The following is an 11,671-nucleotide window of genomic DNA, read 5'->3' as shown; positions in this document are numbered from 1 at the left end:
GTTCTCGGTGGCCCTCAGCGGGCCATTTGTCGCTTCACCAGACGTATCGCGCCCCCCAGCAGGGGCAGTCGCTCGTAGAGCAGGGCGCCGGCGTCGAAGTAGTCGCGGTGCCGGGCCACCCGGCCGTCCTGTGCGAAGCGCAGGTGCGAGCAGCCCTCGACCTCCACCCCGCGCCCGCCGTCGAGGCGGGGATGCACCAGGTGCATCGTCCAGGTGACGAACCCCGTGTTGTGCCGTTGCAGGGTCGCGTGGAAGGTGAAGCGGCACGATGTCACGTTGTCGTACAGGGTGCAGAAGTAGGCCTCCAGCGCCTCGCGGCCCCTGATGTGGTGCAGCGGGTCGATGAAGTCGACGTCGTCAGTGTATACCTCGTATAGCTTTTCTGTACAGGTCTTGTCTAGTTTATTGAAGAAGGCGCAGAAGGCCTCCAGGTCAGGTGCCTGGCGCATGAAAGGGGCTCCGGTGGCAGGTGGGCGTTATGCCGCGTTCAGGGCCTTGAAGGCCTCGAGGGCGCGGGCCCGAGCGGCCCGGTGGTCGACGATGGGGGGCGGATAGTCGACCCCGCCGAGCAGGTCGCTTGCGGGCGCGTGGCGCGCCTTCTTTGGCAGCTCGGCGAGCGCCGGCAGCCACTCGGCGAGGAAGGTGCCGTCGGGATCGAAGCGCGTCGACTGGGTCGTGGGATTGAAGATGCGGAAGTAGGGGGCGGCATCCGTGCCGGTGGAGGCCGCCCACTGCCAGCCGCCGTTGTTGGCGCAGAACTCGCCGTCCACCAGGTGGCGCAGGAAGAAGGCCTCGCCGCGGCGCCAGTCGATCAGCAGGTGCTTGGCGAGAAACATGGCGGTGACCATGCGCAGCCGGTTGTGCATCCAGCCGGTGGCCACCAGCTGGCGCATGGCGGCATCGACGATCGGGTAGCCGGTGCGCCCCTCGCACCAGGCGGCGAAGCCGGCCTCGTCGTCGCGCCAGGCGATCGCCTCGGTATGCACCTGGAAGGCGCGATGGCGGCAGACCCGCGGGAAGCCCACGGCCACGTGGCGGTAGAACTCCCGCCATACCAGCTCGTTGACCCAGGCCGTGAGCCCGGCATCGCCCTCGGCCAGGGCGCCGTCGTTCTCGGCGAGCACCGCCTGCAGGCACTGGCGGTGGGAGATCATGCCCAGCGCCAGGTAGGGCGAGAGCTCGCTGGTGCCGCGGATCGCCGGGAAGTCACGCTGTGCGCCGTAGTGGCGCCCCCGGAAGCGCAGGAAGCGCTCCAGGCGGTCGGCGGCGGGCTCCTCGCCGGCGGGCCACTGGCGGCCGTCGATGGGCGTGTCGGCAAGCTCGGGGAGCTCGGGCAGCGGATCGGAGGCGATGTCGAGCCGCGCCTGGGGCGGCGGGGTGTCGTGCAGGGCGATGCGTTGCGGCGTCAGCTGACGGTGCCAGGCCTTGGCGAAGGGGGTGAAGACGCCGTAATAGTCGCCCTTGCCGGTGAGCAGCTCCCCCGGGGCGAAGGCCACGGCGTCGTGGTGGCCGGTGGCGGTGAGACCCGCCTCGTCGAAGGCATCGATCACCGCGGCGTCGCGGGTGAGCTCATCTACCGGGTATTCGCGGTTGAAGTGCAGGGCGGCGGCGCCGGTCTCCCGGGCAATGGCCAGCAGGGTCGCCGGGGCCTGGCCGAAGTCGTCGATGTCGCGGTGCAGCAGTGGGATGCCGAGGCCGCCCAGGCTATCGCCCAGGGCGGCCACGCCGCGGCCCCAGAAGTCGAGCTTGTTGGCGCCGTGGCCGTGGCGTTGCCACTGGGGGAGGCTGCGCAGGAAGACGGCGATCACGGGGCCCTGGCGGGCGGCCGCGGCCAGGGCGGTGTTGTCCTGGATGCGCAGGTCGCTGCGAAACCAGACGATCACGGGGCGGGTCATGGATGGCTCCGGTTCAGCGGATGGGAAGGCGGGCCTGGAGGCGCTCCATGGCCTCGCCGAGGTCATCGCCCAGCAGCTCCACCCGGGTCTCCTCCAGGTCGGCCTCGCGGATGCGGGCCATGGGGCCACAGGCCATCAGCGGCACCTCGAGCTGCTCGGCCAGGCGCGGCAGCTGGCGCCTCACCAGCTCGGCCTTCTCGGCCTTGCCGCTGGCCAGCAGCAGGGCCGCCGCCTGGAAGCGTTCCACCGCCAGCGGCAGTTCGCTGCAGGGCAGCGGGGCATCGAAGAGGTGCACCCGATAGCCGCGGTCGCTGGCGGCCAGGGCCGTGAGCAGCACCCACAGCGGGGCGGGGTCATCGGGCAGGGGCGCGACCAGCAGCGTCGGGCCCTTGCCCAGCCGGTTGGCATGCAGCAGCCGGGTGCCGATGCGGGTGCGCAGGAAGGTCTCGAGGGTACGGCGCTGCAGCGTATCGCCGAGCTGCTCGCCCCAGCCCTCCTCGAGCTGGCGGACCACCGGCTGCCAGAGCTCGGCCAGGCAGGTCGGCACCGGATAGAGCGCCAGCGACTGGTTGAACAGCTCCTCCAGGCGCGTCAGGTCCAGGGCCTGCACGGCGCTGACCAGCAGGCGACGCTGGCCGGGCCAGTCGCCGGCCGCCGGCGCCGGGGTCTCCGCGGTTTCCGGCTGGTCGAGCAGCTCGCGGACCTGGCTGACTGGCACCCCGCGATTCAGCCACTGCAGGATGCGCTCGACGCGCTCGATGTCCTCGCGGGCATAGAGGCGGTGACCCTTGGGGGTCCGTTGCGGCTTGATCAGGCCGTAGCGACGCTCCCAGGCGCGCAGGGTGACGGAGTTCACCCCGGTCAGCCGGGAGACCTCGCGGATCGGGTAGAGCGGCGTGTCGGCCGGGCTCCTTGCCGGGTCAGTCATGAGCGTGCCGACTCCCCTGCCTGCTCGGCGACCACCGCCGCCAGGGCTTCGACGAAGGCGGGATGCTCGCCCACCGGGGGCAGAAGCGTCAGCTCGATGGCCGGGTGGGTGGCGGTCAGGGCCTCGACTTGGCCGGGCACGTCGCGGCGCAGGTGGCGGCCGGCGGCGAAGAACAGCGGCAGGATCTCGGCGCGTTCGACGCCCGCCTCGGCGAGCTCGGCCACGGTGGACTCGAGCGACGGCTCGCTGAGCTCCATGTAGGCCAGGCGCAGCGGGGTCTCAAGGCGGCCGGTGAGGGCCTCGGCGAAGTGTTCGAAGGGGGCTCGCCAGTGCGGGTCGCTGGAGCCGTGGGCGAGCAGGATCAGGGCATAGGACATGGAAGTCTCCAGTCGCGATGGGTCATGGGGCGTCGGCCGCCAGGGCCTGCCCGCAGGCGAGGCCGGCGATGCCGGCGCCGATGATGGCGGTGGAAACGGGAGGCTGGGGCATGGTCATCTCGTGCAGTCAACGGCGTTCATCGCTAGACTAGCAGAAGTGTACAACGGCTGTATAACTCACGGTGGCTTGTCTTAATGGCATGGGGAGGGATTCCGGATGCGAGTGCTGATCACGGGCGGCAGTGGTTTCGTCGGGCAGCGGCTGTGCCGGCGATTGAAGGAGGCCGGGCATCGCCTGCTGGTGGTGTCACGCGAGCCGGAGCAGGTGCGCGACCGCCTGCCGGAGGGCAGCGATATCCGCCGTTCGGTGCTGGATTTCGTCGACACGCCGCCGGACGCCATCGTCAACCTGGCCGGCGAATCGATCGCCGCCCGCCGCTGGAGCGATGACCAGAAGAAGCGCCTGATCGATTCCCGGGTCAACATCACTGGGGACCTGGTGATGCTCTGCGAGCAGCTCCAGGCCAGCCAGGGCCGGATGCCGCGGCTGATGGTCTCGGCCTCGGCGATGGGCTACTACGGCGACCAGGGCGATCGCGAGGTCACCGAACAGACCCCGCCCCACGACGAGTTCGCCCACCGCCTCTGCAAGCGCTGGGAGGACACCGCCCGGGAGGCGGCGGACTTCGGCGTCCGCGTGGCCCTGCTGCGCATCGGCCTGGTGCTCGATGCCGGCGGCGGGAGCCTGCAGAAGATGCTGCCGCCCTTCAAGCTGGGGCTGGGTGGTCGCTTCGGCGACGGCAAGCAGTTCATGCCCTGGATCCACCGCGAGGACCTGGTCGGCGCGATCCTCTTCCTGCTCGAGCGCGACGACCTGGAGGGCCCCTTCAACGGCAGCGCGCCCCATCCCGTCACCAACGCCGAGTTCACCCGCACCCTGGCCAGGCAGCTGGGGCGTCCCGCCCTGATGCCGGTGCCGGCCATTGCCCTGGAGACCGCCTTCGGCGAGATGTCACGGCTGCTGCTGACCGGCGCCGACATGCGCCCGGCCCGGCTGCTCGAGGCGGGCTTCGAGTTCAAGTTCGAGACCCTGGAGAAGGCCCTGGCCGATATCCTCGGCTAGCGCGTTTCTTCCCCCACGGTGACGATCACCCGCACGGCGTCCAGGCGCAGCCGGGTGCCCTCGATCGCCGCGTCCAGGGCGGCGCGCTCGGCGCGCAGCGCCTCGAGTTCGTCGGCGCGCACCGCCGGGTTGAGCCGCGAGAGCGCCTCGAGGCGGCTGAGCTCGGCGTCCAGCTCGGCGCGCATGCGCCCCTGGGCGGCCTCGACGATGCTCGGCAGCTCCCGCTCGGCCTCCGCCTCGGCCCCGTCGAGCAGCTCGCGCAGTTGGTCTTGGCGGCTCTTGATCAGGTCCCGGGCCACCGCCTTCTTGACCTTCTGCACCGCCCGGGAGAGGCCGGTGAAGGAGATCCTGGCGGTCAGGTTGGCGCCGGATTCATCGAGCAGAACACGCACCGCGGTGGGTGGCAGGAAGCGGTTGAGGTGCAGGCGTTTCGGCGCGGGACAATGGGTGCGGAAGACCAGCTCGACCATCAGGCGACCGGCGGGAATCGCCGGGTGCTTGAGCAGGGCGAGGGCGGTATTGCCCATGGGGCCGTCGAGGATCCGCCCCATCATCTCGCGCAACAGCGGATGCTCCCAGGAGAGGCGCTGGACGTCGTCCCGGGCCAGGGCCCGCGAGCGGGAGAAGGTGGCCGAGAAGCCCTCTTCGCCTTTCACCAGCCCCGGCAGGCCCTCGAGCATCTGCGGGCTCGGCTGCAGGTGCAGGATGTCGCCGCCCAGCTCCTGGCTGTCGACGCCGAAGATGTCCAGCGCCTGATCCAGGTAGCGGGTCAGGGCCTTGTCGGCGTCGAGCTCGCGGATCGCCTCGATGACCGCATCGGCGCGCTCGTGTCGACAGGCGTTGAGCTCCAGCAGGCGGTTGCGGCCGGCGTCGCGCTCGGCCAGTCGCGCCTCGAACAGCGCCCGGGTCTCCGCGATCACCTCCTCGAGGCTCTCGTCGTCGAGCAGGCTGTCGGCCAGGGTGTCGCCGAAGGCGGCATGGATCTCGCTGCCCAGGCCATGGGGTGCACTGAAAGCGTCCATGCCCTGGTGGTACCAGCGCAGCAGCTTCTCGCCGGGGCTGCCGGCGAACACCGGCACATGCAGCTCGATGGCGTAGCGCTGGCCGATGCGGTCGAGCCGGCCGATGCGCTGTTCCAGCTGGTCGGGCTGCAGCGGCAGGTCGAACATCACCAGGTGGCGGCAGAACTGGAAGTTGCGCCCCTCGGAGCCGATCTCCGAGCAGACCAGCACCTGGCAGCCCTCTTCGGGGTCGGCGAAGGCCGCGGCGGCGCGGTCGCGCTCCACCAGCGAGAGCCCCTCGTGGAATACCGGGGCCTGGTAGCCGCCGAGTACCCGCAGGCCTTCGGCCAGGCCCTGGGCGGTCTCGCGGTCATGGGCGATCACCAGCACCTTGTCATCGGCGAAGCCGGCCTCGCCGTCGTCGGCGAGGCGCTCCAGCAGCCAGGTCACGCGTGGGTCGAACTGCCACCAGGGCTCGGTATTGAGCGGATCGCCGCCCGGCAGGTCGTCGGTCAGCGCCCGGTACATGGCGTCGGGGTAGATCAGCACCTCGGGATGGTCGAGGCCGGTCTCGATCAGCAGCTCGTCGAGGTAGTCCTCATCGCGCGCCAGGCGGCGCAGCACCCGGCGGTAGGCCGAGGGCGCCTCGAGCTCTGTGATGTGCAGGCGGCGCTCCGGGAAGCCACCCACATGGCGGCGGCTGTTGCGGAACATCACCCGGCCGGTGCCGTGGCGGTCCAGCAGCTGGTCGCGCAGCTGGTCGCGGGCGGCGGCGCGCTGGTCGTCGCCGCGCTCGGGGTCGGCCAGGGTGTCGAGCAGGGCCAGGCTGTCGGGTTCGGCGATCACCGCGGCGACCTTCGAGCGGTCGGCGTCCTCGCCCGGCAGGCACTCCAGGGCGTCGATCGCCTCGGCGACCTCCACGTAGTGCTGCTCCTCCTCGCGGAAGGCCGCGAGGCTGTGATAGCGGTCCGGATCGAGCAGGCGCAGCCGGGCGAAGTGGCTGGTGAGGCCCATCTGCTCCGGGGTGGCGGTGAGCAGCAGCATGCCGGGCACCTGGGCGGCCAGGCGGCCCACGCAGGCATAGCCGGGGCCGCTCTGCTCCGGGCTCCAGTCCAGGTGGTGGGCCTCGTCGACGATCAGCAGGTCCCAGTCGCAGGCCAGCGCCTGCTGCTGGCGATGGGGGGTGGCGAACAGCCAGTCCTGGCTGGCCAGCACCAGCTGGCCGGCCTCGAAGGGGTTGGCGTCGCCATGGGCCTCGCTCTGCTGCTCGTCGAGCAGGGTGACCTCGAGGGCGAAGCGGCGCAGCAGCTCCACCAGCCACTGGTGGGTCAGGCTCGCCGGCACCAGGATCAGCGCCCGCTCGGCGCGGCCGGTGAGCAGCAGGCGATGCAGGATCAGCCCGGCCTCGATGGTCTTGCCCAGCCCCACCTCGTCGGCCAACAGCACCCGCGGCGCGTGGCGACGGGCCACCTCGTCGGCGATATAGAGCTGGTGGGGGATCAGGTCGATGCGCGGGCCGGCCAGGCCGAGTGCCGGGTTCTGCTCGATGCGGTGGAAGTGGTGCAGGGTGCGAAAGCGCAGGTCGAACCAGTCGTTGCGGTCGACCTGGCCGGTGAGCAGGCGGTCGCGGGCCTGGTCGAATTGCATGCTGTCGGCAAGCCGCGACTCGGGCAGCTCGGTGAGCTCGCCGGCGTCGTCCTCGCCGATGTAGACGATCAGCCCGCCGAACTCCTTGCTGTCGTCGACGGTCATCTGCCAGCCCTCGGCGGACTGGATGCGGTCGCCGCTGCCGAAGGCCACCCGGGTCAGGGGGGCGTTGCGGCTGCTGTAGGTGCGGGTTTCCTGACTGGCGCCGAAGAGCACGGTGACGCTGCGGGCGTCGACGTTGAGGATGGTGCCTAGGCCGAGTTCGGCCTCGCCGTCACTGATCCAGCGCTGGCCGGGAGAGAAGTCGCTCATGGTGCCTCGGGGATGCTTGGGATCGGTTCGGTGCCGCTGGCCACACCCGGCCCGGCGGCGACAGGGCGCGGTATCGTACAGCAAAGCCCGGCGCGGCTTAAGCACTCGCTTCGATCAGCGCTCCTCCAGCCATGTCGACAGCCGGGCGCGGGTGAGTTCCCCCACGTGCTGATCCAGGGCGCGGCCCTCGCCGTCGAACAGCAGGGTGGTGGGCAGGCCCGGGGACTCGGACAGGACCATCAGCCGCTGGCGCGGGTCGAGCAGGGCATGGCGGAAGTCGAGGCCCTGGTCATCGAGATAGCGCACCACCTGCAGCAGATCCTCGCCCTGGTTGACGATCACCACGGTGACGCCCTCGCGAGCGTCGGCCTCGGCTAATATTGGCATCTCGCGACGGCAGGGTGGGCACCAGGTGGCCCAGAGGTTGACCACCACCCGCTCGCCGGACAGCGAGGCCAAGTTTACCTGCTCGCCGTCGAGGTTCTCCAGGGCGAGGTCGGGCAGCTCGCGCAGGGCCATGCCGCCGCCGAGCGGGGCCAGGGTGACCAGCGTTAGCCACAGCAGCGAGGCGCCCAGCGCCAGGCCCATGCCGCCCAGCATCGCCCCCAGCCGGTCGCGCAGCGTCCAGGCAGTCCAGCCCAGCGCGGCCAGCAGGCCCCAGAGGCCATGGTAGCCGGGCTGCCAGAGCTTGAGGATGTCCAGTGGCGCCTCGGCATAGGCGGCCAGGTTCATCAGCCCATGCCCCAGGCGGGCGCCGACCAGCCAGACCAGCAGCAGGCCGTTGAACCAGCGGGCATGGCGGCCCCGGGGCAGGCCGAGCAGAAAGGCGCTGGCGCCCAGCAGGATCAGGGCGGCGAGGAAGGCATAGAGACGCGGCAGCGCGATCAGGACGGGCCCCAGGGCGATGGCATCCATGGCGTGGCGGTGACTCCCGAGAGGTCGGCGGCGGGCACCGCAGCGGTTACACTGGGCGCATTCGTTTCGCCAAGCCTACTGCCGGCGGGCAGGGCTGTCATCCAGCGGGAGCACTCATGGCACGACCGGCCTTCGATACCCTGCGCGCCCTGGCGATCGCCAGCCAGGCGACGGGCTTTGTCCTGATCATCACCCTGGAGACCCTGATGGGGGATGCTGCGCGTCCCTGGCAGGGCTGGACCCTGGCGGCCATGGTGGTGGCCGCCCTGTGGATCGCCCTGGTCCGTCTCTACCACCGCAACAAGGCGCGCAAGGCCATGGCCAGGCGCCTGGCCGATGATGACGGCGATGCGGACTGAGCGGGCCCGGCGGCCAGGCGCCTCGCCTGCCGACACCAATGCAGCCGCTGGTGCAAAAGCCACCGCGGCGATACGCCTTGCCCGGCCGCTGATGGGTTTCGGCTCACGCGCTTGACCTAGGACATTGCCGGATTGTTGTCAGCGACTAGGCTAGGATTCAGGTGGGGTGCCGCGCGGCACCCCGGTATGTCTCTGAAGGGAAGAAATCATGTACCAGTCAATCCTCGTACCCCTCGACGGCTCCAGCCATGCCGAGAAGGCGCTCCAGGTGGCCGCCCAGCTGGCGAAGGGGACCTCCGCCGTCCTGCACCTGATGACCGTGGCCGAGTTCCCGCCGGACAACCTCGGTCTGTTCACCGGCGGCACCGCCGAACCCTTCTCCGAGGAAGACCGGGAGAAGCTGGCGGCCGGGATGAAGGAGGAGGCCCACAAGGTGATCGACAAGGCTCGCGCCACCGTCGATCTCTCCGGCATCGAGGTCAAGGAGGTGATCCGCCAGGGCCGTCAGGCGGAGCTGATCGTCGGCGAGGCCGAGGCGCTCGGCGTCGATGCCATCGTCATGGGCAGCCGCGGTGTCAGCGACGTGCGTGGTATGGTGTTCGGCAGCGTCTCCCACAAGGTCAGTCACACCGCCGGCTGCACCGTCATTACCGTGACCTGAGGCGCGCTGGTGCCCGCCGGACATGCGGGACTGCCCAGTGACAAGGAGCCCCTACCGTGGCCGGCAGCAGTCTTCTCACCCTGATCGACGACATCGCCACCATCCTCGACGATGTCTCGTTGATGACCAAGGTGGCGGCCAAGAAGACTGCTGGCGTGCTGGGGGACGACCTGGCCCTCAACGCCCAGCAGGTCACTGGCGTCGACGCCGACCGGGAACTGTCGGTGGTCTGGGCGGTGGCCCGGGGCTCGCTGGTCAACAAGCTGATCCTGATTCCGGCGGCGCTGCTGGTCAGTGCCCTGCTGCCTTGGGCAGTCACCCTGCTGCTGATGTTCGGCGGGGCCTACCTCTGCTACGAGGGGGTCGAGAAGCTGGCGCACAAGTTCCTGCACGGCGGCGAGGAAGATGAGGCGCATCGTCGGCGGCTCGCGGCGATGGCCGACGAGCAGGTCGACATGCGGGCCTTCGAGAAGGACAAGATTCGGGGGGCGGTTCGCACCGACTTCATCCTCTCTGCCGAGATCATCGTCATCACCCTGGGCACGGTGGCGGGTGTCGCCCTGACACAGCAGGTCGCGGTGCTGGTGGGGATCGGCCTGCTGATGACCCTGGGGGTCTATGGCCTGGTGGCCGGCATCGTCAAGATCGACGATCTGGGACTGTACCTGAGCCGACGCAACGGCCTGCTCAGTGGGCTGGGGCGTGGCCTGCTGGCGGGGGCGCCCTACCTGATGAGGGGGCTGTCGGTGGTCGGTACCCTGGCGATGTTCCTGGTCGGCGGCGGCATCCTCACCCATGGCATCCCCGTGGTCCACCATCTGATCCAGGGCGTGGCCGAGGCGCAATTCGACATCCCGGGACTCGGTGCCGTGGTCCATGGCCTGGGCCCGTCGCTGCTCAATATGCTCTTCGGCCTGGTGGTGGGCGCGGCCGTGCTGGCCGCGGTGACCCTGGGGCAGCGGCTGTGGGGCGGAAGAGGGGCGTGAGGGGCGAACGCACGTGCGTCTAGGGCGTCACTTGATTGGGCGAAACGAAAAACGGCCACCGCTCATGTGAGCTAAGTGGCCGTTTTTACTAAATTCTTGGTCGGAGTAGCAGGATTCGAACCTACGACCTCTGCCTCCCGAAGGCAGCGCTCTACCAAGCTGAGCTATACTCCGAATTTTTTAAGCGTCGGGGCTGTGCTGACCGACGGAGCGCATTATACGCAAGCCGTGCCGGCATGCAAGCCCCCTGAGCGGCTTTGCGGCGCTCAGTTCTGCCGGTCAACGGCCAGGCGGGCGAGCTGGGCCATGCTGTCGCGGAAGGGGCTCTCGGGCAGCGCGTCGAGCTGTGCCAGGGCCTTGTCGGCCATCTCCTCGGCGCGGGCCCGGGTGTAGTCCAGGGCGCCGGTGTCGCGGACGATGGCCAGTACCTCGTCCAGGTGCTCGAGGCCGCCCTCGCGGATGGCCTGGCGCACCAGGTCTCGCTGCGCGGGGGTGCCGGCGACCATGGCCTTGATCAGCGGCAGGGTCGGCTTGCCCTCGGCCAGGTCATCGCCCACGTTCTTGCCCATCGCCTCGGCGTCGCCCTGGTAGTCGAGCAGGTCGTCGATCAGCTGGAAGGCCAGGCCCAGGTAGCGGCCGTAGTATTGCAGCGCCACTTCCTGTTCCGGGGTGGCGTCGGCGAGGATGGCGCCGCTGTGGGAGGCCGCCTCGAAGAGCATGGCGGTCTTGCCCTGGATGGTCTCGAAGTAGGTCGCCTCGTCGGTGTCGGGGTTGCCCACGTTGGTGAGCTGCTGCACCTCGCCCTCGGCAATGGTGCAGGTGGCCCGCGAGAGCACGTTCATGATGCGCATGGACCCCACTTCCACCATCATCTGGAAGGAGCGGGAGTAGAGGAAGTCGCCCACCAGCACCGAGGGGGCGTTGCCCCAGGCATCGTTGGCCGTGGCCTTGCCGCGGCGCAGGTGGGACTCGTCGACCACGTCGTCATGCAGCAGCGTCGAGGTGTGCATGAACTCGACCAGGGTGGCCAGGGTGATGTGCCGGTCGCCCGCGTAGCCCAGTGAGCGCGCCGCCAGCAGCACCAGCAGCGGGCGCAACCGCTTGCCGCCGCTCTCGATGATGTACTGACCGATGGTCTCCACCAGCGGGACGCGCGAGGCGAGCTGGTCCATGATCGTGCGGTCCACGGCGAGGAAGTCATCGGCGACCGCGGCATGCAGGGGCGATGCGGGAGCGGTGCTGGGTGACTGGGGCGGTGAGGGGTTGGCTGGCATGGAGGCGGTTTCGACGGGTAGGTGGGGCCGGGGCGACGGGCGCCTCTTCGGGCATCGGGTTGCCGGCCATGCTATGGGGCCCCCATGGGGGCGTCAAGCCGGTGCTGGCGGGCCCTCGGCAGGGTCGCCGACCTCGCCCCCGGGAGCCTGCCTCACGGGTTGTGCGGTCGTTCGCCCGCGGTTATAATCCGCG

The 11,671-nt window shown here is 70.0% G+C and carries 11 protein-coding genes and 1 tRNA gene; 4 read left to right on the top strand and 8 right to left on the bottom strand.

Annotated features, from left to right (window positions below; translation table 11 throughout):
- Positions 1-14: 14 nt before the first annotated feature.
- Genes OP497_RS11320 through OP497_RS11305 form a run of 4 tightly spaced genes read right to left on the bottom strand, consistent with a single transcriptional unit; the run spans position 15 to position 3,200 of the window.
- Complete coding sequence (locus tag OP497_RS11320; protein WP_280548408.1) at positions 15-449, bottom strand: nuclear transport factor 2 family protein; 435 nt, start codon at positions 447-449, stop codon at positions 15-17.
- A 27-nt stretch (positions 450-476) separates the two neighbouring features.
- Complete coding sequence (phrB, locus tag OP497_RS11315) at positions 477-1,895, bottom strand: deoxyribodipyrimidine photo-lyase (protein ID WP_280548407.1); 1,419 nt, start codon at positions 1,893-1,895, stop codon at positions 477-479.
- Between the two features lie 13 nt (positions 1,896-1,908).
- A complete protein-coding gene (locus OP497_RS11310) occupies positions 1,909-2,823 on the bottom strand; it encodes a MerR family transcriptional regulator (RefSeq protein ID WP_280548405.1) in 915 nt (304 codons plus the stop codon).
- Positions 2,820-3,200 carry a CbiX/SirB N-terminal domain-containing protein gene (locus OP497_RS11305; RefSeq protein WP_280548403.1) on the bottom strand — a complete coding sequence of 127 codons (381 nt, stop codon included), beginning with the start codon at positions 3,198-3,200 and terminating at the stop codon, positions 2,820-2,822. Before OP497_RS11305 ends, OP497_RS11310 begins: the two co-directional genes overlap by 4 nt.
- A 217-nt stretch (positions 3,201-3,417) precedes the next feature.
- Between OP497_RS11305 and OP497_RS11300 the strand changes: the two genes are divergently transcribed.
- Positions 3,418-4,323, top strand: coding sequence for a TIGR01777 family oxidoreductase (locus tag OP497_RS11300; RefSeq protein WP_280548401.1), 906 nt, complete (start codon positions 3,418-3,420; stop codon positions 4,321-4,323).
- Here the strand turns inward: OP497_RS11300 and rapA are convergent.
- The gene (gene rapA / locus OP497_RS11295) at positions 4,320-7,283 is read right to left on the bottom strand and encodes an RNA polymerase-associated protein RapA (RefSeq protein WP_280548399.1); all 2,964 of its coding nucleotides are present in this window, start codon (positions 7,281-7,283) and stop codon (positions 4,320-4,322) included. The genes OP497_RS11300 and rapA overlap by 4 nt on opposite strands.
- 114 nt (positions 7,284-7,397) lie before the next feature.
- Positions 7,398-8,198, bottom strand: a complete 801-nt coding sequence (locus OP497_RS11290) for a TlpA disulfide reductase family protein (protein ID WP_280548397.1) — start codon at positions 8,196-8,198, stop codon at positions 7,398-7,400.
- 116 nt (positions 8,199-8,314) lie between these two features.
- On the opposite strand from OP497_RS11290, the gene OP497_RS11285 reads away from it, so the two are divergent.
- From OP497_RS11285 to OP497_RS11275, 3 genes are all read left to right on the top strand, one after another.
- Positions 8,315-8,557, top strand: coding sequence for a hypothetical protein (locus OP497_RS11285; RefSeq protein ID WP_280548396.1), 243 nt, complete (start codon positions 8,315-8,317; stop codon positions 8,555-8,557).
- Positions 8,558-8,765: 208 nt separating this feature from the next.
- The gene (locus OP497_RS11280) at positions 8,766-9,218 is read left to right on the top strand and encodes a universal stress protein (RefSeq protein WP_280548394.1); all 453 of its coding nucleotides are present in this window, start codon (positions 8,766-8,768) and stop codon (positions 9,216-9,218) included.
- Between the two features lie 56 nt (positions 9,219-9,274).
- Positions 9,275-10,204 (top strand): DUF808 domain-containing protein, encoded by a 930-nt coding sequence (locus tag OP497_RS11275; protein WP_280548392.1) that lies wholly within the window; start codon positions 9,275-9,277, stop codon positions 10,202-10,204.
- A gap of 97 nt (positions 10,205-10,301) precedes the next feature.
- Here OP497_RS11275 and OP497_RS11270 read toward each other — a convergent pair.
- Positions 10,302-10,378, bottom strand: a tRNA-Pro gene (locus tag OP497_RS11270).
- A gap of 92 nt (positions 10,379-10,470) precedes the next feature.
- Positions 10,471-11,478, bottom strand: a complete 1,008-nt coding sequence (gene ispB, locus OP497_RS11265) for an octaprenyl diphosphate synthase (protein ID WP_280548390.1) — start codon at positions 11,476-11,478, stop codon at positions 10,471-10,473.
- Between the last annotated feature and the right edge of the window lie 193 nt (positions 11,479-11,671).

Source organism: Halomonas sp. 11-S5, from assembly GCF_029889825.1.
Lineage (GTDB): Bacteria > Pseudomonadota > Gammaproteobacteria > Pseudomonadales > Halomonadaceae > Halomonas.
This window is presented reverse-complemented; position numbering and strand designations above follow the sequence as displayed.